Origin of the sequence: Streptomyces sp. NPDC016459, from assembly GCF_040632845.1 — a bacterium.
GTDB lineage: Bacteria > Actinomycetota > Actinomycetes > Streptomycetales > Streptomycetaceae > Streptomyces.
The window spans coordinates 1-22,249 of record NZ_JBEYCR010000014.1 but is presented as its reverse complement, the minus strand read 5'-3'; the positions used below and the strand labels follow the sequence as shown (position 1 = coordinate 22,249).

General features: G+C 70.5%; 22 protein-coding genes. 15 read left to right on the top strand and 7 right to left on the bottom strand.

Features of this window, described 5'->3' with window-relative positions; genetic code table 11:
- Positions 1–74 precede the first annotated feature (74 nt).
- From ABZ567_RS26450 to pstB, 7 genes are all read left to right on the top strand, one after another.
- Entirely contained in the window at positions 75–2,342 is a 2,268-nt protein-coding gene (locus ABZ567_RS26450) for an RNA degradosome polyphosphate kinase (RefSeq protein ID WP_360794157.1), read from the top strand.
- Positions 2,329–3,333, top strand: a complete 1,005-nt coding sequence (locus tag ABZ567_RS26445) for a CHAD domain-containing protein (protein WP_360794155.1) — start codon at positions 2,329–2,331, stop codon at positions 3,331–3,333. Before ABZ567_RS26450 ends, ABZ567_RS26445 begins: the two co-directional genes overlap by 14 nt.
- Positions 3,330–3,743: an NUDIX hydrolase gene (locus tag ABZ567_RS26440; RefSeq protein ID WP_360794153.1), complete on the top strand. Its 414-nt coding sequence runs from the start codon at positions 3,330–3,332 to the stop codon at positions 3,741–3,743. Before ABZ567_RS26445 ends, ABZ567_RS26440 begins: the two co-directional genes overlap by 4 nt.
- Before the next feature lie 235 nt (positions 3,744–3,978).
- Positions 3,979–5,121, top strand: coding sequence for a phosphate ABC transporter substrate-binding protein PstS (gene pstS / locus ABZ567_RS26435; RefSeq protein ID WP_360794151.1), 1,143 nt, complete (start codon positions 3,979–3,981; stop codon positions 5,119–5,121).
- 104 nt (positions 5,122–5,225) lie between these two features.
- Positions 5,226–6,200, top strand: coding sequence for a phosphate ABC transporter permease subunit PstC (gene pstC / locus ABZ567_RS26430; RefSeq protein WP_360794149.1), 975 nt, complete (start codon positions 5,226–5,228; stop codon positions 6,198–6,200).
- The gene (gene pstA / locus ABZ567_RS26425) at positions 6,197–7,270 is read left to right on the top strand and encodes a phosphate ABC transporter permease PstA (protein WP_360794147.1); all 1,074 of its coding nucleotides are present in this window, start codon (positions 6,197–6,199) and stop codon (positions 7,268–7,270) included. The genes pstC and pstA overlap by 4 nt, the downstream gene beginning before the upstream one ends.
- A gap of 24 nt (positions 7,271–7,294) precedes the next feature.
- Positions 7,295–8,071, top strand: coding sequence for a phosphate ABC transporter ATP-binding protein PstB (pstB, locus tag ABZ567_RS26420; protein WP_360794145.1), 777 nt, complete (start codon positions 7,295–7,297; stop codon positions 8,069–8,071).
- 291 nt (positions 8,072–8,362) lie between these two features.
- On the opposite strand, the gene ABZ567_RS26415 is transcribed toward pstB, so the two are convergent.
- Together ABZ567_RS26415 and ABZ567_RS26410 are read right to left on the bottom strand one after the other, a co-directional pair.
- Positions 8,363–9,361 (bottom strand): inorganic phosphate transporter, encoded by a 999-nt coding sequence (locus ABZ567_RS26415; protein ID WP_360794143.1) that lies wholly within the window; start codon positions 9,359–9,361, stop codon positions 8,363–8,365.
- A 5-nt stretch (positions 9,362–9,366) separates the two neighbouring features.
- Positions 9,367–9,987, bottom strand: a complete 621-nt coding sequence (locus ABZ567_RS26410; RefSeq protein ID WP_360794141.1) for a DUF47 family protein — start codon at positions 9,985–9,987, stop codon at positions 9,367–9,369.
- A gap of 193 nt (positions 9,988–10,180) precedes the next feature.
- On the opposite strand from ABZ567_RS26410, the gene ABZ567_RS26405 reads away from it, so the two are divergent.
- On the top strand, positions 10,181–10,534 hold the full coding sequence (locus tag ABZ567_RS26405; protein WP_360794139.1) for a metal-sensitive transcriptional regulator: 354 nt from the start codon (positions 10,181–10,183) through the stop codon (positions 10,532–10,534).
- 41 nt (positions 10,535–10,575) lie between these two features.
- Here the strand turns inward: ABZ567_RS26405 and ABZ567_RS26400 are convergent, their stop codons facing one another.
- Both ABZ567_RS26400 and ABZ567_RS26395 read right to left on the bottom strand, forming a co-directional pair.
- Entirely contained in the window at positions 10,576–10,761 is a 186-nt protein-coding gene (locus ABZ567_RS26400; RefSeq protein WP_360794137.1) for a hypothetical protein, read from the bottom strand.
- A gap of 117 nt (positions 10,762–10,878) precedes the next feature.
- Positions 10,879–11,721 (bottom strand): hypothetical protein, encoded by an 843-nt coding sequence (locus ABZ567_RS26395; RefSeq protein ID WP_360794135.1) that lies wholly within the window; start codon positions 11,719–11,721, stop codon positions 10,879–10,881.
- A gap of 130 nt (positions 11,722–11,851) precedes the next feature.
- Between ABZ567_RS26395 and ABZ567_RS26390 the strand changes: the two genes are divergently transcribed.
- Positions 11,852–12,016 (top strand): hypothetical protein, encoded by a 165-nt coding sequence (locus ABZ567_RS26390; protein ID WP_360794133.1) that lies wholly within the window; start codon positions 11,852–11,854, stop codon positions 12,014–12,016.
- Positions 12,017–12,107: 91 nt separating this feature from the next.
- On the opposite strand, the gene ABZ567_RS26385 is transcribed toward ABZ567_RS26390, so the two are convergent.
- A complete protein-coding gene (locus ABZ567_RS26385) occupies positions 12,108–12,830 on the bottom strand; it encodes a phosphatase PAP2 family protein (protein ID WP_360794131.1) in 723 nt (240 codons plus the stop codon).
- Between the two features lie 215 nt (positions 12,831–13,045).
- Positions 13,046–14,050 carry a bifunctional lytic transglycosylase/C40 family peptidase gene (locus ABZ567_RS26380; protein WP_360794358.1) on the bottom strand — a complete coding sequence of 335 codons (1,005 nt, stop codon included), beginning with the start codon at positions 14,048–14,050 and terminating at the stop codon, positions 13,046–13,048.
- Positions 14,051–14,418: 368 nt separating this feature from the next.
- Here ABZ567_RS26380 and ABZ567_RS26375 point away from each other — a divergent pair, with 368 nt between their 5' ends.
- The 6 genes from ABZ567_RS26375 to ABZ567_RS26350 all read left to right on the top strand — a co-directional run bounded on the left by ABZ567_RS26375 (position 14,419) and on the right by ABZ567_RS26350 (position 21,454).
- A complete protein-coding gene (locus ABZ567_RS26375) occupies positions 14,419–14,727 on the top strand; it encodes a hypothetical protein (protein WP_017242359.1) in 309 nt (102 codons plus the stop codon).
- A gap of 98 nt (positions 14,728–14,825) precedes the next feature.
- Positions 14,826–15,665: a hypothetical protein gene (locus tag ABZ567_RS26370; protein WP_360794129.1), complete on the top strand. Its 840-nt coding sequence runs from the start codon at positions 14,826–14,828 to the stop codon at positions 15,663–15,665.
- Complete coding sequence (locus ABZ567_RS26365; RefSeq protein WP_360794127.1) at positions 15,655–16,962, top strand: hypothetical protein; 1,308 nt, start codon at positions 15,655–15,657, stop codon at positions 16,960–16,962. Before ABZ567_RS26370 ends, ABZ567_RS26365 begins: the two co-directional genes overlap by 11 nt.
- The gene (locus ABZ567_RS26360; RefSeq protein ID WP_360794126.1) at positions 16,959–18,512 is read left to right on the top strand and encodes an SCO6880 family protein; all 1,554 of its coding nucleotides are present in this window, start codon (positions 16,959–16,961) and stop codon (positions 18,510–18,512) included. Before ABZ567_RS26365 ends, ABZ567_RS26360 begins: the two co-directional genes overlap by 4 nt.
- Before the next feature lie 20 nt (positions 18,513–18,532).
- Positions 18,533–19,927 (top strand): ATP-binding protein, encoded by a 1,395-nt coding sequence (locus ABZ567_RS26355; protein WP_360794124.1) that lies wholly within the window; start codon positions 18,533–18,535, stop codon positions 19,925–19,927.
- Positions 19,928–21,454, top strand: a complete 1,527-nt coding sequence (locus tag ABZ567_RS26350; protein ID WP_360794122.1) for a type VI secretion protein — start codon at positions 19,928–19,930, stop codon at positions 21,452–21,454.
- Here the strand turns inward: ABZ567_RS26350 and ABZ567_RS26345 are convergent.
- On the bottom strand, positions 21,444–22,028 hold the full coding sequence (locus ABZ567_RS26345; RefSeq protein WP_360794120.1) for a GNAT family N-acetyltransferase: 585 nt from the start codon (positions 22,026–22,028) through the stop codon (positions 21,444–21,446). The two genes, ABZ567_RS26350 and ABZ567_RS26345, sit on opposite strands and share 11 nt — an antisense overlap.
- Between the last annotated feature and the right edge of the window lie 221 nt (positions 22,029–22,249).

Here is a 22,249-nt window from a genome sequence, read left to right as displayed (position 1 = left end):
CCAAGGGGAGACTTCCCTCCCCCGCGGTCCGTTCCGACGCGCCTGAGCAGCCCCTCGCGCGGAAGAATGGGGTCATGAGCAAGCAGCCCGCCGAGGTCCCGGTCCAGTCCTCCGCCACGCAGTCCGCCCCGTCCGGCGGCCCGTCGTCCGCCCAGCCGTCCGTCGGTTCCATAGCCGCCCACCGCGCGCAGGTGGTCAACGGCACCGTCGTGACCGATCTCGACCCCGACCTGGACGCCGATCCCGACACGTACGAGGACGACGGCGCACTCGGCGACGAGCTGCCGCAGGGGCGTTTCCTCGACCGGGAGCGCAGCTGGCTCGCGTTCAACGAGCGCGTCCTCGAACTCGCCGAGGACCCGACGACCCCCCTCCTCGAACGAGCGAACTTCCTCGCGATCTTCGCCTCGAACCTGGACGAGTTCTTCATGGTCCGGGTCGCCGGCCTCAAGCGCCGTATCGCCACCGGCGTCGCGACCCGCTCCGCCTCCGGGCTGCAGCCCCGCGAGGTGCTGGACCTGATCTGGACGCGGTCGCGCGAGCTCATGGCCCGGCACGCCGCGTGCTTCCAGCAGGACGTGGCCCCGGCCCTGGCCGACGAGGGCATCCACCTGATCCGCTGGCCCGAGCTCACGGAGAAGGAGCAGGCGCGGCTGTTCACGCTGTTCCGGCAGCAGATCTTCCCGGTCCTCACCCCGCTGGCCGTGGACCCGGCGCACCCCTTCCCGTACATCTCGGGCCTGAGCCTCAACCTCGCCGTGGTCGTACGCAATCCGGTCAGCGGCCACCGCCACTTCGCGCGCGTGAAGGTGCCGCCGCTCCTGACGCGTTTCCTGGAGGCGTCCCCGCAGCGGTACGTCCCCCTGGAGGACGTGATCGCGGCGCACCTGGAGGAGCTGTTCCCCGGCATGGAGGTGCTGGCGCACCACATGTTCCGGGTGACCAGGAACGAGGACCTGGAGGTCGAGGAGGACGACACCGAGAACCTGCTCCAGGCCCTGGAGAAGGAGCTCATGCGGCGCCGCTTCGGCCCGCCGGTGCGCCTGGAGGTCGAGGAGTCCATCGACCCGTACGTCCTGGACCTGCTGGTGCGCGAGCTGAAGGTCTCCGACGCCGAGGTCTATCCGCTGCCCGGTCCGCTGGACCTGACCGGGCTCTTCGGGATCGCCGGGCAGGACCGGCTGGAGCTGAAGTACCCGAAGTTCATCGCCGGCACCCACCGGGACCTCGCCGAGGTCGAGTCGGCGTCGGCACCGGACGTGTTCGCGGCGCTGCGCGAGCGGGACGTGCTGCTCCACCACCCGTACGACTCGTTCTCGACGTCCGTGCAGGCCTTCCTTGAGCAGGCGGCCGCCGATCCGGACGTCCTGGCGATCAAGCAGACGCTGTACCGGACCTCGGGCGACTCGCCGATAGTGGACGCCCTGATCGACGCCGCCGAGTCAGGCAAGCAGGTCCTCGTCCTCGTCGAGATCAAGGCCCGCTTCGACGAGCAGGCCAACATCAAGTGGGCGCGGAAGCTGGAGGAGGCCGGCTGCCACGTCGTGTACGGCCTCGTCGGCCTGAAGACCCACTGCAAGCTGTCGCTGGTCGTCCGGCAGGAGGGCGAGCTGCTGCGCCGCTACTCGCACGTCGGCACCGGCAACTACCACCCGAAGACGGCCCGGCTGTACGAAGACCTCGGGCTGCTCACGGCCGATCCGCAGGTCGGCGCGGACCTCTCCGACCTGTTCAACCGGCTCTCCGGCTACTCCCGCCGCGAGACGTACCGGCGTCTGCTCACGGCCCCGAAGTCGCTGCGGGACGGTCTGGTCTCCCGGATCATGAAGGAGATCGTCCACCACCGCGCGGGCCGTCCCGCGTACGTACGGATCAAGGTCAACTCCCTGGTCGACGAGGCGATCATCGACGCCTGCTACCAGGCCTCGCGGGCCGGCGTCCGCGTCGACATCTGGGTCCGCGGGATCTGCGCCGTACGCCCCGGGGTCACCGGCCTCTCGGAGAACATCCGGGTCCGCTCGATCCTCGGCCGCTTCCTGGAGCACTCCCGGGTCTTCGCCTTCGGCAACGGCGGCGAACCCGAGGTGTGGTTCGGCAGCGCCGACATGATGCACCGCAACCTGGACCGGCGGATAGAGGCCCTCGTACGGGTCTCGGACCCGGCCCACCGGGCGGCGCTCAACCGGCTCCTGGAGACCGGGATGTCCGACACCACCTCCTCCTGGCACCTCGGCCCCGACGGGAACTGGACGCGGCACGCGACCGACGCCGAGGGACGGCCGCTGCGGCACGTCCAGGAGATGCTCATCGACGCGCGGAGGCGCCGGCGTGCACAAACCTGACCACTCGCAGGACCTGACGGCGGGCGAGGTGCTGGCCCCCTACCTGCACGCCCGTGCCTCGGACTTCCTCCGCGGCCTCCGGCTCCACGCCGAGAGCGGCTCGGACACCGCGGGGGCGGAGGAGGCGGCCCGTACGCTGCGGGGCGCCGCCCGCCGGATCAGCGGCACGCTCCACACGTTCCGGCCGCTGCTCGACCAGGCATGGGCGGACCAGCTGCGCACCGAGCTCGCCTGGCTTTCCGGCACCCTGGCCCTCGAGCACGCCTGCACCTCCCGGCTCGTCCGCCTGGTGGACGCCCTGTCCCGCCTGTCGAGCGGATCGATCGGTACGAACGGCGGCGGCGGGCCCGTGCCCGCCGCCCGGGGCGGGGAGGCGGCCGGGCTCAGCGTGGGAGCCGCCCGGGCCGGCGCCCTCCTCGAACGCCAGCTGACCCTGGCCCGTACGCGCGCCCACTCGGCGTCCCTCCAGGCCCTCGGCTCGGCCCGCTTCCACGCCGTCGCCGACGCCGTCGCCCTCCTGGCGTCCGAGGTCCCGCTCGGCCCCGTCGGTACGGCCCCCGCCGTCGAGGTCCTGGACGGACCCGCCGAGGTCGCCGAGCGGCGCCTCCTGGACGCGGTGGCGGCCCTGCCCCTGACGCGGGCGGCCCACCCGTACAACGCGGACGCCCTCGGGCTCGCCGCCGGGGAGGGCCAGGACCTGCCCTGGCACCAGACCCGGCTCCTGCTGCGCCTGCACCGGTACGCCACGGAGGCCCTGCACACCGGCGGTGAACCGGACCCCGTCCTGTACGAGGCGGCCCGCGCCCTGGACCGGCACCGCGACGCCGCCGAGGCCGCGACGGCCGCCGCCACCGCCGCCCGCACCCCGCGCATCGCCCCGGCCACCGCGTACGCCCTGGGTGTCCTGCACGCCGACCAGCGCCACGAGGTCGAGGCGGCCCGCTTCGCGTTCCAGCGCGCCTGGCGGAGAACGACGGCGCCGGTCCCATGAGCACCCGGTCTCCGGTCCTCGCCGCCGGCTGCGTGCTCTGGCGCCCGGCGGTTTCCGGCCATGGCATCGAGATCGCGCTCGTCCACCGGCCGAAGTACGACGACTGGTCGCATCCGAAGGGCAAGCGGAAGCGCGGCGAGACGGCGGAGGCGTGCGCGTTGCGGGAGGTCCGCGAGGAGACGGGGCAGCGCTGCGAGCTCGGCGCCCGTCTGCCGACGGTCCACTACACGGTGGACGGGCGACCCAAGGAGGTCACCTACTGGGCGGCCCGCGCCCTGGGCGGCACCTTCGCCCCGTCGAAGGAGGTCGACGCCCTGCTCTGGCTGCCTCCCGCCGCGGCCGGGGCCCGCCTCACCATGCCCCGGGACCGGGAGCTCCTGGGCCTGGCCGTGGCGATTTCCCGCCACTGACGCACGGCATGGGAGGCAGCGCGGCGACTCCCGCCCAGGGACTCCGCACCCGGGCTTACGGCACGGTTCACTTCCCGTTCACCCTGTTCGGTCGACGGCTTCACCTGTTCTGCCTAATTTCGGACGTACACGGTGCTCGGAGCACAGCGACGCACCGCCAACCGACACACGCCGCCGTAGAACGTTCAGGACACTCGGTCCGCGACAAGGCGGCTTCTGGAAGGAACACCCGAAAGTGAAGCTTTCGCGCAAGAACGGGCTTCGCGCCTCCGCGATCGGTGCCCTCGTCGTCTCCGGTGCGCTCGTCCTCTCGGCGTGTGGCTCGGACAACAACGCGCAGACCCCGGCCAAGCAGGACGGCACCACGTCCTCCGCCGCCGCGTCGAGCATCGCGTGCGAGGGCGCCAAGGGCCAGCTCCTCGCCGCCGGATCCAGCGCGCAGAAGAACGCGATGGACCTGTGGGTCAGGAACTTCCAGGCCGCCTGTGAGGGCGTCGAGATCAACTACCAGGGCATCGGCTCCGGTGGCGGCATCACCAAGTTCAACCAGGGCCAGGTCGCCTTCGCGGGCTCCGACTCCGCCCTGAAGGACGAAGAGGTCGCCGAGTCGCAGAAGATCTGCAAGGGCGGCAAGGGTGTCAACCTCCCGATGGTCGGCGGCCCCATCGCCATCGGCTACAAGCTGGAGGGCGTGGACAACCTCGTCCTGGACGCCTCCACCATCGCCAAGATCTTCGACAACAAGATCACCAAGTGGAACGACCCGGCGATCGCCAAGCTGAACCCGGGCGCCAAGCTTCCCGACAGCAACATCCAGGCCTTCCACCGCTCGGACGAGTCGGGCACCACCCAGAACCTCGGCAAGTACCTCTCCACCGCCGCCGCGGCAGACTGGAAGCACGACCCGAAGGCCAAGTCGTGGCCCGCCCAGGGCGGCCAGGCCGCCAACGGGTCCTCCGGCGTCGCCACCGCCGTCAAGGACGCCGAGGGCTCCATCGGCTACTTCGAGCTCTCGTACGCCACCTCGAACAAGATCTCCACCGTCAGCATCAACACCGGCGCGGCCGCCCCGGTCGCCGCCACCTCGGAGAACGCCTCCAAGGCCATCGCCGCCGCCAAGGTCAAGGGCACCGGCAACGACGTCGCCCTCTCCCTCGACTACGCGACGAAGGCCGAGGGTGCCTACCCGATCGTCCTCGTCACCTACGAGATCGCCTGCGACAAGGGCAACAAGGCGGAGACCCTGCCGACCCTCAAGGCATTCCTCAACTACACCGTGAGCGAGGAGGGCCAGAAGGTCCTCACCGACGCCGGCTACGCCCCGCTCCCGGCCGAGATCGCCGCGAAGGTCCGCGCGATCGTCCCCACCCTGTCCTGACCCCCGGCCGGGCCCGGCCCCTCCCCTGGGGGGCCGGCCCGGCATCCGGTGCACCGCCGCCAGGAGCCCCGCACCCGTAGGGGCACCGCAGACCGGAGAAGCAGATGGCTACCACCACACCAGACATACAGAGGAGCCGGCGCGCCAAGGGCGCGTCCCGGCCCGGGGACCGCATCTTCAGCGGCCTGTCCCGAGGCTCCGGCATCACCCTCCTCGTCATCATGGCCGCGATCGCCGGCTTCCTCACCTACCGCGCCGTCCTCGCCATCTCCAAGGACAGCACCAACTTCTTCACCACCTTCGAGTGGAACCCCGCGGGCAGCCCGCCGGTCTTCGGCATCGCCGTCCTCGCCTTCGGCACGGTCGTCTCGTCGATCATCGCGATGCTCATCGCCGTGCCCGTCGCGATCGGGATCGCCCTCTTCATCTCGCACTACGCGCCGCGCAGGCTGGCCAAGCCGCTCGCGTACGTCGTCGACCTGCTCGCCGCCGTGCCCAGCATCATCTACGGCCTCTGGGGCGCGATCTTCCTCGTCCCGTACCTGGACGGCCTGAACCAGTGGCTCGACCAGTACCTCGGCTGGACGTACATCTTCGACAAGTCCAGCGACGGCGTCGCCCGCAACCTGTTCACCGTGGGCATCCTGCTGGCGATCATGATCCTGCCGATCATCACCAACGTCACCCGTGAGGTCTTCCTCCAGTCCCCGAAGATGCACGAGGAAGCCGCCCTTGCCCTCGGCGCCACGCGCTGGGAGGTCATCCGCATCTCGGTGCTGCCCTTCGGCCGCTCCGGCATCATCTCCGCCTCCATGCTGGGCCTCGGCCGCGCGCTCGGCGAGACCATGGCCGTCGCCGTGGTCCTCTCCCCCAGCTTCCTCATCTCGGGACACCTGCTCGACCCGGGCGGCGGCACCTTCGCGCAGAACATCGCCGCCAAGTTCAACGAGGCCAACGAGTTCGGGCGGGACGCGCTGATCGCCTCCGGTCTCGTCCTCTTCGCCATCACCCTGCTGGTCAACGGCGCCGCCCGCTGGATCATCGGCCGCCGCAAGGAGTACTCGGGGGCAGCGGCATGAGCCACACCGTTCAGGATCGTCCGGTTGCCGTGGCCTCCCGCCCCGGGTCCCTCTCGCACGCCCGGCTCCCGCGCTGGACGCCGGCCGCCGTCGCCGCCGGCTCGATCGCCGGAGGAATCGGCATCGGGCTCGGCGCCGGCTGGCACAGCAAGGTCCAGTGGGGCATGATCGCCGCGCTGCTCTTCGTCGTCGTCACCTACGCCCTGACCACCAAGGTCGAGGGCAGCCGCCAGGCCAAGGACCGCGTCGCCACCAGCGTCGTCTGGGTCTGCTTCGTCCTCGCCGTCGTCCCGCTGCTCTCCCTCGCCTGGGTCACGATCAGCAAGGGAATGGACGTCCTCGACGGCTACTTCCTGAGCCACTCGATGAACGGCGTCCTCGACGCCGAGGCCGGCGGCGGCGTCTACCACGCGCTGCTCGGCACCATCGAGCAGGTCGGCATCGCGACCGTGATCGCCGCGCCCATCGGTCTGCTCACCGCCGTCTACCTCGTCGAGTACGGCGGCGGGAAGCTCGCCCAGGCCGTCACCTTCTTCGTCGACGTCATGACGGGCATCCCGTCGATCGTCGCCGGCCTCTTCATCCTCGCCACCTGGAACCTGATGCTGGGCTTCGGCCCCTCCGGTTTCGCCGGCGCGATGGCCCTGTCCATCCTGATGATGCCGGTCGTGGTCCGCTCCACCGAGGAGATGCTCAAGCTCGTCCCGAACGAGCTCCGCGAGGCCTCCCTCGCCCTCGGCATCCCGAAGTGGCGCACCATCCTGAAGGTGGTCCTGCCCACCGCGATCGGCGGCATCACCACGGGCGTCATGCTCGCGGTCGCCCGCATCACCGGTGAGACGGCCCCGGTCCTGCTCCTCGTGTTCGGTACGAAGCTCATCAACCCGAACCCCTTCGAAGGCGCGCAGTCCTCCCTGCCGCTCTACGTGTACGAGCAGTTCGCCGTCGGCACCGACGCCGCCATGGCCCGTGCCTGGGGCGCCGCGCTCGTCCTGATCGCCTTCGTCATGATCCTCAACCTGGTGGCCCGCGGCATCGCCCGCTGGAAGGCCCCCAAGACCGGCCGCTGACCGCGGCAATTGGAAGTGATTCACATGGCCAAGCGCATCGACGTCAGCGGCCTCTCCGCGTACTACGGCGCCCACAAGGCGATCGACGACATCTCCATGACCGTGGAGCCCCGCTCCGTGACGGCCTTCATCGGCCCCTCCGGCTGCGGCAAGTCCACCTTCCTGCGCACCCTGAACCGCATGCACGAGGTCACCCCCGGCGGCCGCGTCGAGGGCAAGGTGATGCTGGACGACGAGAACCTGTACGGCTCGCACGTCGACCCGGTCGCCGTGCGCCGCACGGTCGGCATGGTGTTCCAGCGCCCCAACCCCTTCCCCACCATGTCGATCTTCGACAACGTGGCGGCGGGCCTGCGCCTCAACGGCAGCTACAGGAAGGCCCAGCTCAACGAGATCGTCGAGAAGTCCCTCAAGGGCGCCAACCTCTGGAACGAGGTCAAGGACCGCCTCAACAAGCCGGGCTCCGGCCTCTCCGGGGGTCAGCAGCAGCGACTGTGCATCGCCCGCGCCATCGCGGTCGAGCCCGACGTCCTGCTGATGGACGAGCCCTGCTCGGCCCTCGACCCGATCTCGACGCTGGCGATCGAGGACCTCATCGGCGAGCTGAAGGAACGCTTCACGATCGTCATCGTGACGCACAACATGCAGCAGGCCGCCCGCGTCTCGGACCGTACGGCCTTCTTCAACCTGGCGGCCGTCGGCCAGCCCGGCAAGCTGATCGAGCTGGACGACACCGAGCGCATCTTCTCCAACCCGAGCGTCCAGGCGACCGAGGACTACATCTCGGGCCGCTTCGGATAAGACGCCCAGCCCGTGTGAACCCACCACCGGGGCAGCGAATCGCCCCCGGCCCAGGCTCACCGCGTGCGGGGCAAGAGCGTCTACGGTGCTGCATGGCGGTGCCACCGTACGACGAAGGGCCCGGCTCCCCCCAGGGAGCCGGGCCCGTTTCCGTACGACAGCGGTCACCCGAAGAACAGCTGCACCACGTAGAAGCTCGTCGCCGCGACCAACGCCGCCGTCGGCATCGTGATACTGCAGCCCCCGGGGGATAACCCCCGGACCCCCAGCATCACCGGGTGGCGCCACCCGTCACCCGAAGAACAGCTGCACCACGTAGAAGCTCGTCGCCGCGACCAACGCCGCCGCCGGCATCGTGATGAACCAGCCGAGGATGATGTTCTTGGCGACACCCCACCGCACCGCGTTGACGCGCTTGGTCGCGCCGACGCCCATGATCGCGGAGGTGATGACATGGGTCGTCGAGATCGGCGCGTGGAAGAGGAAGGCGGAGCCGAACATGATCGACGCCCCCGTCGTCTCCGCCGCGAAACCCTGCGGCGGGTCCAGTTCGATGATCTTCCGGCCGAGCGTCCGCATGATCCGCCAGCCACCCGCGTACGTACCGAGCGACAGCATCACGGCGCACGCGACCTTCACCCACACCGGGATGTCGTCGCCGGCCTGCTGGACATCGGCGATGACCAGGGCCATCACCACGATGCCCATCGTCTTCTGCGCGTCCTGCAGACCGTGACCGAGCGCCATGCCGGCCGCCGACACCGTCTGCGCGATCCGGAAGCCGCGCTTGGCCTTGTGCGGGTTGGCCTTGCGGAACATCCACATGATCGCGCACATCACCAGGTACCCGGCCACGAGACCGACGACCGGCGAGATGAACATCGGGATGATGACCTTGTCGAGGACTCCACCCCAGATGACCTCCGTACCACCGGCGAGCGCCGCACCCACCATGCCGCCGAACAGCGCGTGGGAGGAGGAGGACGGCAGACCGAAGTACCAGGTGACCAGGTTCCAGATGATCGCGCCGACCAGCGCGGCGAAGAGGATGCCCATCCCCTTGTCGCCGTGCGGCGTCTCGATCAGACCCTCACTGACCGTCTTGGCGACCCCGCTGCCCATGAAGGCGCCGGCCAGGTTCATGACCGCCGCCATCGCCAGCGCGGCGCGGGGGGTCAGCGCCCGCGTCGACACCGAGGTGGCGATGGCGTTGGCGGAGTCGTGGAAGCCGTTCGTATACGTGAAGCCGAGCGCGACACCGATGGTCACGATCAGAGCGAAGGTGTCCACGAAGTTCAGGACTCCTTGACCGCGATGGTCTCCACCGTGTTGGCCACGTGCTCGAACGCGTCGGCCGCCTCTTCCAGCACGTCGACGATCTGCTTGAGCTTGAGCACCTCCATGGCGTCGTACTTGCCGTTGAAGAGCTGGGCGAGCAGCTTCCGGTGGATCTGGTCCGCCTGGTTCTCCAGCCGGTTGACCTCGATCCAGTACTCGGTGAGGTTGGACATCGTCCGCAGGTTCGGCATCGCCTCGGCGGTCAGCTCCGCTGCCCGCGCCAGCACCTCGATCTGCTGCTCGACACCCTGGGGGAGTTCCTCGACGTTGTAGAGGACGACCAGGTCGACGGCCTCCTCCATGAAGTCCATGATGTCGTCGAGGGACGACGCGAGGTTGTAGATGTCCTCGCGGTCGAAGGGTGTGATGAAGGAGGAGTTCAGCTGGTGGAAGATCGCGTGCGTCGCGTCGTCGCCGGCGTGCTCCGCTGCTCGCATCCGCTCCGCGATCTCGGCCCGGGCGGAAGGCTCCGCTCCGAGCAGTTCCATCAGGAGCTTGGAGCCCGTGACGATGTTGTCCGCGGAGGCGGCGAACATGTCGTAGAAGCTCGTCTCCCTGGGGGTCAGACGAAATCGCACGTGAGGTCCTCGGGGTGCTGGGTTTCGGTCAGGCTGATGCTAGGCGCATCATCCGGCCACGGCTAACCGGCGTCCTCTCAGTGTCGCCCATCGGGCACAGTGAACTGCACGGACCCCCGCCCGGACCGGCGAGGATCGGTACCATATACCCACGAGGGGTATACACCCCTTTAATGGACAACGGGAGGACGCGATGACGACCACCGAGACGGACCAGGTCACCCCCGAGGCCGTCGGGGCCGTCGGGCCGGCCGACCACGAGCACGGCGTGCACGGCTACCACAAGCAGAAGGACGAGCACCTCAAGCGGCTCCGCCGGATCGAGGGCCAGATCCGCGGCCTCCAGCGGATGGTCGACGAGGACGTCTACTGCATCGACATACTCACGCAGGTCTCCGCCTCCACGAAGGCGCTCCAGTCCTTCGCGCTCCAGCTCCTGGAGGAGCACCTGCGGCACTGCGTCGCCGACGCGGCGGCGACCGGCGAGGGCATCGACGCCAAGGTCGAGGAGGCCACGAAGGCCATCGCCCGCATGCTCCGCACCTGACGCCACGCCCGCCGTACGGAGGGGGGAGCCGGGCCGTCCCGTCAGTGGGCCTTCACGGCCCGCTCCGCCGCCACCCGCAGCACCTCGTCGATCCGGTCGGCGCTGAGCCGCTCCCCGTCGGCGGTCGAGGCGGCGATGATCAGTTCGCCGCACAGTTCGATCTCGGCGAGGGCGACGCAGTCCGGGTCTGCGGGCACGATTGCTGTACCGGGCGGGGCCACGCGCATCCACCTCTTCCTGCCGGCGTCGGTCTCCCAGCGGTCTCCCAGCGTAGGGACGGCGCGACGGACCGCGCATGACACGTCCGGACCATTTGCCGATGGTCCGCCCGGCACCTGGCCGGGTCAGACCTTGATCTTCCCGGCGTAGATGTCCCGCCGGTCCGGCAGCGTCACCTCCACGCGGACACCGAAGCCGTACAGCAGGGTCGTCGACGCGACCGCGACCGTCCGCCCCTGGTTGCTGAAGCTGAACTGGTGGCGGACCTTCCGCAGCCGCCCCTCCCCGTCGAGGTACGCGTCGAAGGGCACCGTGTCCGTGGCGAAGCCCTTCGCCGCCGCGGTGAGCGCCCCGCGCAGCTGCGGCGAAGCGGCCCGGGCGGCCCGCGCCAGGTCGGCGACGCCCCGGTAGTGGCTGACTTTCACCCCTGCAAGTTCGATCTCGCCGAGGTAGGTGACCTTCAGGGCGCCCCGGAGCAGCTCCGCCGCGGCACCGGGGTCGGTGGCCCCGCCCGTGACGAGGTTGCCGTCGTCGAGGGTGGTGGTGTCGACACGGACCCACTTGTCGGCGGGCACCCCCGCGCCCCGGTTCTTCATGTGGAGGGTGCCGGGGGTGAGGAGTTCGGTGATCGGCTGGTGCCCTCCCGTTCCCGCCGGGTCCTTCGGCAGCACCACCTGGAGCCGCCCGGTGCGGCGCCGGAAGTCGTAGCCGCCCTCGCCCCTGATGGTGACCCGGGTGCCGCCCGTGGCCATCTCCAGGGAGGTGCTCGCCTTCGCGGTGCCGGCCTTCGTCAGCACGTCGGCGGCGTTCCGTACGGCGAGCGCCGGATCGACCCCGGGCTTCGGGTCCCCGGGGGCCGCGCACCCCGTGGCCCCCGCGGTCGTGAGGAGGGAGCCGACCAGGAGGGCGGTGACGGCGAGCGCCCCGCTCGCGCGACCGTGCGGACGTCCGTACCGCTGCGCCACCATCGCCTGCCAACCCCCAACGCCTCACCGCTGTCCGCCCGGGTCCCGCCCCTTCCCGGCACCCGCGGGCCCGGGGCACCCGATCCGCATAACGACGGTCAGCGCGTGCCGTCACGCGCAGTACCGTGGTGGTGTGCACGCGCAGGCCACTCCCCACACCGCCACGACGACGGAGCGCGGCTCGTTCGCGCTGGCACGGTGCAGCTGCGGCTGGACGGGCCCGGCTCGCCGGTCCCGGGACCGCGCCCGTACGGACGCGGCGGACCACGTCCGTACGACAGCCGCCACGGAGGCGTAGGGACGGTCGGGGAACCGGCGCCGTCTGCCCGCCGGCCATGCGGGTCTTTCCGGACAGGCCCGGGGACGGTCCGGGGGTTCGCTGCGCGGGCTCAGGCCGCGAGGTCGTTCCGGCCGGATTCGGGGGCCGGGCCGCCGACCCGGGACTCGGGGACACCGACCGCCTCCGGGCGCCGCGGCCCCTCGGCCCGGCGGGAGCGGACGAGCCGGGCGCCGACGCCCGAGCGGGCGACCGCCGAGACCAGCGGGGTGAGCAGGGCCAGGGCGAGCGGGGCGAGGAGCAGTGCCGCCGCCGTACCGAGGGCGAAGCCGCCGATGACGTCGGTCGGGTAGTGGACGCCCATGTAGACCCGTGCGAAGCCTTCGGCGAGCGCGAGGCCGAGGGCGGCGAACCCGAACCTGCGGTGGGCGACGAAGACCCCGACGGCGAGGGCCATCGCCAGCGTCGCGTGGTCGCTGACGAAGGAGAAGTCGGTCTTCCCCTCGACGAGGACGTCGAGCCCCCGGTGGTCCTTGAACGGGCGGGGGCGCTCGACGAAGCCCCGGATGGGGATGTTCACCAGGAGGGCGACGCCGGCGGCCAGCGGGGCCCAGACGAGACCGGCGACGGCCGAGACGGAGTCGGCGAGGGTGCCGCGGCGGCGGACGCTCCACCAGCACCACAGGCAGACGAGGGCCATCGCGAGCATGATCCCGTACTCGCCGACGAACTCCATGACGCGGTCGAACCACGGCGGGGCGGCCTTGGCCAGCCCGTTGATGTCGTAGAGCAGGCTGACATCGGGGTTCGAGCCGTCCGATGCGAGTACAGCCATCTGCTGCGGCCCCTTGCTCTCGTGTCTGGTGTTTCCAACCCCCGTGGTCATGAGCGGTCGGATCGGGGAACGAACCGCCTGAGGCGCACGTTCCGCTCTCTCCGGTGGATCATGATGACGTTATCGAAGAGTGACGACGCACCGCAGCTCAGGGCCCTCGCATGACGGAGAGTTCCAGCCATGTCCGGTACGACCCGACGGTCCGTCTGGTCCGCTCAGGCCCCCGGGAGATGGGTCGGCAGCGCCGCCGCCCCCTCCGCGGTGACCCGGGTCGCGCCGAAGTAGTCCGGGGTGTCGATCCGGTCGAAGCGGATCACCGCCCCGGTGCGCGGCGCGTCGATCATGTACCCCCCGCCGACGTAGATGCCGACGTGCCGGATGGCCCGGGAGTTGGTCAGGTCGTCGGAGAAGAAGACGAGGTCGCCCGGGAGCAGCTCGTCCCTGCTCGGGTGCGGCCCCGCGTTGTACTGGTCGTTGGCCACGCGCGGCAGGTCGATGCCGACGCTCTCGTACGCGGCCTGCGTCAGCCCGGAGCAGTCGAACCGGCCATTCTGCGCCGCCGTGCCCGTACCGCCCCAGAGGTACGGGGTGCCGAGCTTCTGCTGCGCGTAGTGGATCGCACCCGCCGCCTGCCGGGACGGCTCGACGCGGCCCTGCGGCCGCGCGAAGCTCTTCTCCAGGGACCGGATGATGCGCACGTAGTTCCGGGTCTCGGTGAACGGCGGGACGCCACTGTGCTTGATCACCCGGTACGCGCCCGCGTTGTACGCGGCCAGCATGTTGTTCGTCGGGTCGCCGGGCACGTTCCTCACGTAGCCGGCGAGTTCGCAGTCGTACGAGGCGGCCGAGGGGATCGCGTCCGCGGGGTCCCAGATGTCCCGGTCCCCGTCCCCGTCGCCGTCGACGCCGTGACCGGCCCAGGTACCGGGGATGAACTGGGCGATGCCCCGGGCGTCGGCCGGGGACACGGCCCGCGGGTTCCAACCGCTCTCCTGGTACAGCTGGGCGGCGAGCAGCGCCGGGTTGATCGCCGGGCAGAGGTTCCCCCACCGCTGCACAAGTCCCTGGTAGAGCGCGGGAACCGAACCCTTGGCCAACGCCACGGTGCCGTTCTTGGAGCCCCCGGCGCCGCCGACCAGACCGGCCGCGGCGGAGAACGTGCCGACGACGAGCAGTGCGACGAAGCCGAGGCAGACCCCGAGAGCCCCCCCGGCCACCAGCCACGCCTTGCCAGCCCTACGCACCGTCAACCACCCCTCGGCCCATGGCAGTACGTCCCCGCCGACCAGTCTAGGCGGCGGGGACCCCCGTGGGGGCGTCACCGGCTCGACGCGGCCCCAAGAGTGCAACAACGACAATCATTGCCCGGAGTCACTCTCCGTGATACACAGAGTGACCATACGCTTCTTTGCAGGGAAACCGGCCACACCACCGCAGGTCAAGACGGTCAGATCGGTCAAGTGTGCGGGGATCGGGTAAAGAGAGCCGTCAAGCCGTCACACGCGGGCGGTTTCATCAGCGAAGATAGGGTGATGACCCATGCCGTCCGGCAGGGGCAACTAACTACCCAACAGGGGCGGTGAGTTACATGTACCTGGCGGCAGAGAAGGGCGACATCACCACCATCATCGGTGGAATCGCCCCGAACTGGGGGCCTTTCGGCAGCCTGGGCGCCGAAGCCAAGATCATGATCGAGGTCGTGATGGCCGTGGCCATCCTGCTCTGCCTCGGCATCGCCATCTGGGGCGCGGCCAAGCAGCGCATCGGAGCGACCGCCCTTCGCGACACGTTCAGCGCGGAACAGGGCAAGGGTCTGATCGTGGCCGGTCTGACCGGCGTCTTCATCATCGGATCACTGGGAACGCTGTTCACGATCGTGTACGGGATGGCCGTCTGACCTCCCGTCGGACTCCGTACCCCGAGATTGCTTTCCCTGATGTCCAGTCACGTTGCAGCACTGCCCGTACCGCGAACCAGTGAGGGGGCGTAACCGGCATGAGTCCCGGTGACGAGCACGACAGCTTCGGCGGCGTGGGCGGCTCGGGCCAGACCCGGACCCGCCTGCCCGAAGGCAACAGCGGCGACGTCTACGGCGGCGCCCGGCGCCCCGTCCGCAGCTCCCGCTCCCTCATCACGGTCGTCGGCGTGGTGGTCCTCCTCCTCGCGGCCATCGCCTTCGCCAACAGGGGCGGCGGCGCCCCGACGGACACGACGGGCGACTCACCCCGCAAGGGCGCGACGGCGGCCGACCCCACGGCGGCGACGGGCGTCAGACCGGTGACGGGAAAGCTCGGCGCGATCCCCACGGGCTACGCCCACGACGAACAGGGCGCACAGAGCGCGGCGTCGAACTACGCGGTGGCACTGGGCTCCGACGGCATGTTCAAGCTCGAAAGCCGTCACCGCATCGTGGACACCGTCTACACACCGGACGCCGCAGCAAAGCTGAGAGGTCCCCAGGACGCCGCCTACTCGGCAGAGTTCCTGAAGAAGATGGGCCTCGACGCCAACGGCGAAGCACCTGTGGGCAACACCTTCATCTCCCGCACGATTCCTGTCGGCACCAAGGTCGAGAGCTTCAGCGGCGATACCGCCAAGGTCTCCGTCTGGTACACGGGCCTGATCGGCATGTCCGGGCCCGGTTCCACCGACCCGGTCAGCACCACGTGGAAGACGTGGACGTTCGACCTGCGGTGGACGGACAACGACTGGAAGGTCATCGACGACAGCCAGAAGGACGGCCCGGCGCCCGTCCCGGGCGACATCGCCGCGTCCAGCGCGGACGAGATCAGCAAGGCCGTAGAGGAGTTCGGAGGCTTCACCTATGCCCGGTAGCCCTCGCCCCGCCCGATCACTCGTCGCGGCGCTCGCAGTCCTGCAGACAGCCGGCTTCCTTTTCGCATCCCGGGCCGTCGCCGCACCCACCCCTACTCCGTCGCCGAGCGCGAGCAACGATCCGTGCGATCTGCTCATCGGCCCTGCCAAGGAGTACTGCTCCGAGGGCGAACCCGGCCGCACCGGTGGGAGCCCCGGGCTCGACGACCCCACCACCGCCCTGGACCCCCTCGCCGCCCTCTCCCGCGGATGCGCCGACGCCGCCGTCGCCACCATCGACTACCTCTCCAAGGCCGTCAAGGAGACCGCCGACGTCGACTTCACGAACATGGAGTTCCTCGGCCGGTACGCGATCGTCTTCGCCGCCTCCACCTTCCTCACCCTCCTCCTCTGGCTCCTCGCCGTCGCCAAGCGCGCCATCCGCGGCGTCCCCCTCACCACCGCGCTCTCCGAAGCCATCGGTTTCCTCTGGCTGACGGTCCTCGCCTCCGCCTTCACGCCCCTGATCCTCTACACCGTCGTCAACGCCACCGACGCCGTCACCGAGGTCATCGCCTCCGGCACCGGCCAGCAGACCGACATCTTCTTCGGCAGCTTCAAGGAGGCCCTGCAGAAGGGCGACAGCATCGGTGGCGGCCCCATCATGCTGATCATCGTGTCCCTGGTGACGGTCCTCGCCGCGGGCGTCCTGTACCTGGAGCTGTTCCTCCGCGCCGTCATGCTGTACGTCGGCGCCCTCCTCGGTGTCGTCGTCTACTCCGGGCTCGTCGACAAGAACATGTGGGGCCACGTCCGCCGCTGGGCCGGCATCATGATCGCGATCATCCTGGTCAAGCCGGTCATCGTGATCGTCCTGGGCCTGGCGGGCGCCCTCTCCTCCGGCACCGGCCCCGACTCGTTCTCCGCCGTCGTCTCCGGCCTCGCGATCATCCTGCTCGCGATCTTCGCCTCCGCGATGATCTACCGCTTCGTCCCCGGCTTCGGCGACGAGATCGCCGCCTCACGCAACAACCGCCTCCACCGAGCCGGCGAGAACGCGGCCGCCGCCGTCATCTCCTCCCCCGCCTCCCTCGTCTCCCAGGGCATCAAGACACACAGCTCCCGCGGCGACGGCGGCCAGTCCTCCCAAGGCTCCGGCCCCCGCCCCGCCAACCCGGTGTCCGGCGGCATGGCCGCCCACAGCAGCCGCGGCGGCAGCGGAGGCGGCGCGACTCCCCCGCCCCCGCCCCGTAGCAGCAGCCCCACCGCGGGCACCCCGCACAGCAACCGCAAGAACTCTGGAGGTGCAGGGCGTTGACGACCCAGTCCCAGCCGGTCGCGCCCCGCCGTACGTATCTCGTCGGCCGTGCCCGGCCGAACGCGATCGTCGGCAAGAACCGCGAGACCGGCGAGATCGCCCTGATCATCGTCGGCGCCTTCCTCGGCATGATGAGCGGACTCCTCGTCCCCCTCCTCCCCCTGCGGATCGCGCTCCTCGCCGGCCTGCCGATGCTCGCGATCGCCGCCGTCTACCTCCCGTACAGGCACCGCACCTTCTACAAGTGGTACGAGATCAACCGCAGCTACAAGCGGATGCTCAAGCGCGGCACGGCCTACCGTTCCGTCGTCACCGAGGCCGGCACCCGCCTCGACGGCCGCGAGGTCGAGGTCGGCCCACCGCCCGGCATCGGCCGCGTCGGCTGGCTCGCCGCCCCCTTCGGCCCCGACGAGATCGCCGTCCTCCTCCACGCCGACCGCCGTACGGTCACCGCCGCCATCGAGATCGAGGGCCCCGGCGTCGGCCTGCGCGACAGCGAGGACCAGGAGGCCCTGGTCGACCGCTTCGGCACCCTCCTGAAGCACGTGGCCAACGGCGACGGCTTCGTCACCCGCCTCCAGATGCTGGCCCGTACCCTCCCCGCCGACCCCGACGCCCACGCCAAGGACGTCGGCCAGCGCGGCGACCCGCACGCGCCCACGTGGCTCATGGAGTCGTACGACCAGCTCCAGTCGATGGTCTCCACCTCCAGCGAGCAGCACCGCGCCTACCTCGTCGCCTGCATGCACTACACGCGCGAACTCGCCGCCGAGGCCAACGCCATGGCCCACGCCGCCAAGCACACCTCCGGCGCCCGCAAGCTCGACCGGGACGCCGGCCTCGCCGTCGTCATGGCCCGCGAGCTCACCGACATCTGCGCCCGTCTCGCCGAGGCCGACATCCGCGTCCGCCAGCCCCTCGGCCAGTCCCGGCTCGCCTCCCTCGTGCACTCCATGTACGACCCGGACCACCCCATCGACCACATCCAGGCCATGACGAAACGAAACGCTTGGCCCGCCGAACTCGACGCGATGGAACCGACGTACCTCCAGGCCAAGACCCGGGAGTCCTCCACCCGCGCCCCCTGGTGCCACGCGACGGCCTGGGTGAAGGAGTGGCCGATGACCCCCGTCGGCGTCAACTTCCTCGCCCCTCTCCTCGTCCACACCCCCGACGTCATCCGTACGGTCGCCGTGACCATGGACCTGGAGCCGACCGAGGTCGCCATCGAGCGGATGCTCACCGAGAAGACCAATGACGAGGCGGACGCCAGCCGCGCCGCGAAGATGAACCGCACGGTCGACCCGCGCGACATCGCCGCCCACGGCCGGCTCGACCAGCGGGGTGAAGACCTCGCCAGCGGAGCGGCCGGAGTGAACCTCGTCGGGTACATCACGGTGTCGTCGCGCTCGCCCGAGGCCCTGGCCAGGGACAAGCGCACGATCCGGGCCTCCGCCGGCAAGTCCTACCTCAAGTTGGAGTGGTGCGACCGCGAGCACCACCGGGCCTTCGTGAACACCCTGCCGTTCGCGACCGGCATCCGCCGCTAGGGCCGAAGGGGCACAGAGCCATGCGAGATCCGCTGTCCGTCCTCACCGAAGCCTTCACCTCCTTCCTCTTCGGGAAGGTGGAGACGACCCGTCTGCCCGTCCGCACCTCCACCGGACAGGCCCAGGCCGTCTACCTGCCGACCGCCGCCCCCGGCCTCGGCGACTCCGGCGTCATCATCGGCCGCGAGGTCTACAGCGGCAAGGGGTACATCTACGACCCCTTCCAGCTGTACGGGCAGCAGCTCCCCGCCCCGCACTGGCTGGTCCTCGGCGAGTCCGGCAACGGCAAGTCGGCCCTGGAGAAGACGTACGTGCTCCGCCAGCTCCGCTTCCGCGACCGGCAGGTCGTCGTCCTCGACGCCCAGGGCGAGGACGGCGTCGGCGAATGGAACCTCATCGCCCAGGAGCTGGGGATAACCCCCATCCGCCTGGACCCGATGGTCGCCAACGACTCGGGGATCCGCCTCAACCCGCTCGACCCGTCGATCACCACGACCGGGCAGCTCGCCCTGCTCCGTACGATCATCGAGGTGGCGATGGGCCACGGCCTCGACGAGCGCGCCGGCTTCGCGCTCAAGGTCGCCCACGCCCACGTCATCGAGCACACCACCGACCGCCAGCCGATCCTCACCGACATCGTCGAGCGCCTGCGCCACCCGGAGGCCGGCTCGGCCGAGGCGATGAACGTCGACATAGACGATGTACGGGCCTGGGGCCTGGACGTCGCCCTCGTCCTCGACCGGCTCGTCGACGGCGACCTGCGGGGCATGTTCGACGGCCCGACGACCGTCGGCATCGACCTCGACGCGCCCCTGATCGTCTTCGACCTCTCCCACATCGACCGCAACTCCATCGCCATGCCGATCCTCATGGCGATCGTCGGCGTCTGGCTGGAACACACCTGGATCCGGCCCGACCGGAAGAAGCGCATCTTCCTCGTCGAGGAGGCCTGGCACATCATCAACAGCCCGTTCGTGGCGCAGCTGTTCCAGCGGCTGCTCAAGTTCGGCCGACGCCTCGGCCTGTCCTTCGTCGCCGTCGTCCACCACCTCTCCGACGTCGTCGACGGAGCCGCCGCCAAGGAGGCCGCGGCGATCCTCAAGATGGCCTCCACCCGGACCATCTACGCCCAGAAGGCCGACGAGGCACGCAATACGGGCCGGGTCCTCGGCCTGCCCCGCTGGGCGGTCGAGATCATCCCGACCCTCACCCCCGGCATCGCGGTCTGGGACGTCAACGGCAACGTGCAGGTGGTCAAGCACCTCATCACCGAGAAGGAACGCCCGCTGGTCTACACGGACCGCGCCATGACCGAGTCCTCGGCCGTCGACCCGGAACTGGAGTGGGAGACGGAACAGCGGGCGATCCTCGTGGAGCAGCAGCTGAACGGCACGTCCCAGTCGACGGTGGCGTAGATGCAGCCGGCACACAAGGGAGGGGGAGTCTCCGACGGGCTGCTGCTCAGCCTGTTCGGCCTCCTCCTCTGTCTCACGGTCCTGGTGTGGACGGCGACCGGCCTGGCCGCCCTCCTCTCCCACGGCGCCTGGCCGGACGGCATCACCCTCACGGGCACGCCGTCCGCCCTGCGCTCCCTGGTGACCGCCCCCACCGACCTCCCGGCGGCCTGGCCCACCACCCCGGCCGCCCAGCTCTCGGGGTACGGCCTCTTCTGGGGGCTGCTGATCGGCGAGGCGATGATCCTGCTCGTCCTCGCTGTCTTCGCACTCGGCACACTGGCCCGCTGGCGAGCGGTCAGGGCGAACCGGAAGACGGGAGCGTACGGTCACCTCCCCACCGCTCCGGCCCGCCAGGAACCGGCCGCGACCACAGCTCCGGCACCCGCCGCACCGACCGAACCCACGCCGGCAGCAGCACCCGCACCGGCCGCCCCGGTCGTACCCGCCCCGGCCACCCCACCGACCCCGGCCACACCAACCACCCCCGCCACACCAACCCCAGCCGCACCCCCCACCATCCCCGCCCCCACCGCCGCCCCCATCCCGGTCCCCGCCCCGGCGCCGACCCGCACCTTCTACGGCCCCCCCGACGCGCGCCACCCCGCCGCCGTCCAGGCGATCCAGGACGCCGAGGGCCCCGTCCTGGTCGTCACCTCCGACCCCGCCGTCTGGTCGGCCACCAAGGACGCGCGCGGCAAGCTCGGCCCGGTCCTCGTCCACGACCCCGGCCACCTCTGCGACACCCCGGCCCGGCTCCACTGGTCACCGTCCGAGCACTGCGAGGACCCGTCAGTGGCCGCGGAACGGGCCGTCGCCCTGCTCGCCCCCGTACGCCCGCACTCCCGCCTCGACGCGGCCACCGCCGACACCGCGGAAACCCTCCTGCGCTGCTGGCTGCACGCCGCCGCCGTCGACGGCCGCCCCTTCCGCCAGGTCCACCGCTGGGCCCAGGGCGGTGGCGCCCACGAACCGGTACGGATCCTCCGCAGCCACCCCAAGGCCGCCTCAGGCCACGCGGGACTCCTCGAAGCGGCACTCACGGCGCACCCGGAAAGCCGTCGCCTGGCACAGGAACTGACGGCCCGTACCCTCGCCTCGCTGTCCTCGATCCACATCCGCGAGGCCTGTACACCGAATCGAACGGATTCGCTGGCGCTGGCATCTTTCCTCCCCGAAGGGGGCAGCCTCTACCTGGTGGGGGAACCGATCGAGGATCCCCGCACCCACCCCGGCGCGATGCCGCTCCTGACGGCGCTCGCCGCAAGCGTGGTCGAGCACGGCCGCCGCATGGCCGCACGGTCATCCGACGGTCGGCTCGACCCACCACTGACGCTCGTTCTCGACGACGTCGCCGCCGTGGCCCCGCTGCCCCAGCTCCCGCAGCTCCTCGCCACCGGCCACGACCAGGGCATGCCGACCCTGGCCCTGATGCGCTCGGCCGAACAGGCCAGATCCCGCTGGCCGGAGACTTCGCTCAGCCGCTGACGGAACCCGCGGCCGAGGCCGGCCGCAGCAGCTCGTGCTCCCACTCGACCGCGTCCTCACCCTCATGCGGCGCGACCCGCACGCCGGTCGCCGCGTACCCGAGCCGCCGGTACACCGCCTGCGCCCGCACGTTCTCCGCGTGCACGTAGAGCCGCGCCCGCTCGATCCGGGGCTCCACCAGCGACCAGGACCACTCCGCCGCCGCCTCGAACAACGCGTCGATGACCCCTGAGCCGCGCGCCTCCTCCCGTACGAACACCCCGACGACATGCGTCTGCTCGGCCACGGGCACATCCCCCAGCAGCGTCTCGACGGCTGCCCGCTCCACCAGCACCGTCAGCGTGCCGGCCCACCGCCCGTCCGGCGCCTCGGCGACGAACTGGCGCATCCCGCCGGGCCCGTCGTCGGACGCACCCTCCGCCCGCTCCCGCCAGAAGGACTCCGGCCGTTCGACCGCCGCCTCGTAGGTGTCGAGGAACGCGAGGTGCGCGATGGGGTCCCGCAGCGCCGTCAACCGGATCTCCCGGGCCTTCTCCCACTCGTGGGCACGGATGGTCCGAATCGCATAGTCCATACCGCCGATCCTGACGACGTCCCCGCGCCCCTGACAAGGCGTTTTCCTCCGTCGCACCCCGGTCGGACAACCGACCCCAACCCGCTCCCCAAAAGCGCTGTGAACGCAGAAAAGCCCCGCACCATGAGGTGCGGGGCTTTCCCACAATGATTGTTCGGCGGCGTCCTACTCTCCCACAGGGTCCCCCCTGCAGTACCATCGGCGCTGAAAGGCTTAGCTTC

What these genes read in the sequence shown, in the direction of transcription:
- pstB (WP_360794145.1), top strand. Translation starts at nt 7,295, where the DNA reads ATGGCCAAGCGCATCGACGTCAGCGGCCTCTCCGCGTACTACGGCGCC.
- ABZ567_RS26365 (WP_360794127.1), top strand. Translation starts at nt 15,655, where the DNA reads ATGCCCGGTAGCCCTCGCCCCGCCCGATCACTCGTCGCGGCGCTCGCA.
- ABZ567_RS26345 (WP_360794120.1), bottom strand. Translation starts at nt 22,028, where the DNA reads ATGGACTATGCGATTCGGACCATCCGTGCCCACGAGTGGGAGAAGGCC.
- ABZ567_RS26355 (WP_360794124.1), top strand. Translation starts at nt 18,533, where the DNA reads ATGCGAGATCCGCTGTCCGTCCTCACCGAAGCCTTCACCTCCTTCCTC.
- ABZ567_RS26400 (WP_360794137.1), bottom strand. Translation starts at nt 10,761, where the DNA reads ATGCGCGTGGCCCCGCCCGGTACAGCAATCGTGCCCGCAGACCCGGAC.
- ABZ567_RS26395 (WP_360794135.1), bottom strand. Translation starts at nt 11,721, where the DNA reads ATGGTGGCGCAGCGGTACGGACGTCCGCACGGTCGCGCGAGCGGGGCG.
- ABZ567_RS26350 (WP_360794122.1), top strand. Translation starts at nt 19,928, where the DNA reads ATGCAGCCGGCACACAAGGGAGGGGGAGTCTCCGACGGGCTGCTGCTC.
- pstA (WP_360794147.1), top strand. Translation starts at nt 6,197, where the DNA reads ATGAGCCACACCGTTCAGGATCGTCCGGTTGCCGTGGCCTCCCGCCCC.
- ABZ567_RS26370 (WP_360794129.1), top strand. Translation starts at nt 14,826, where the DNA reads ATGAGTCCCGGTGACGAGCACGACAGCTTCGGCGGCGTGGGCGGCTCG.
- pstC (WP_360794149.1), top strand. Translation starts at nt 5,226, where the DNA reads ATGGCTACCACCACACCAGACATACAGAGGAGCCGGCGCGCCAAGGGC.
- ABZ567_RS26405 (WP_360794139.1), top strand. Translation starts at nt 10,181, where the DNA reads ATGACGACCACCGAGACGGACCAGGTCACCCCCGAGGCCGTCGGGGCC.
- ABZ567_RS26450 (WP_360794157.1), top strand. Translation starts at nt 75, where the DNA reads ATGAGCAAGCAGCCCGCCGAGGTCCCGGTCCAGTCCTCCGCCACGCAG.
- ABZ567_RS26440 (WP_360794153.1), top strand. Translation starts at nt 3,330, where the DNA reads ATGAGCACCCGGTCTCCGGTCCTCGCCGCCGGCTGCGTGCTCTGGCGC.
- ABZ567_RS26385 (WP_360794131.1), bottom strand. Translation starts at nt 12,830, where the DNA reads ATGGCTGTACTCGCATCGGACGGCTCGAACCCCGATGTCAGCCTGCTC.
- ABZ567_RS26375 (WP_017242359.1), top strand. Translation starts at nt 14,419, where the DNA reads ATGTACCTGGCGGCAGAGAAGGGCGACATCACCACCATCATCGGTGGA.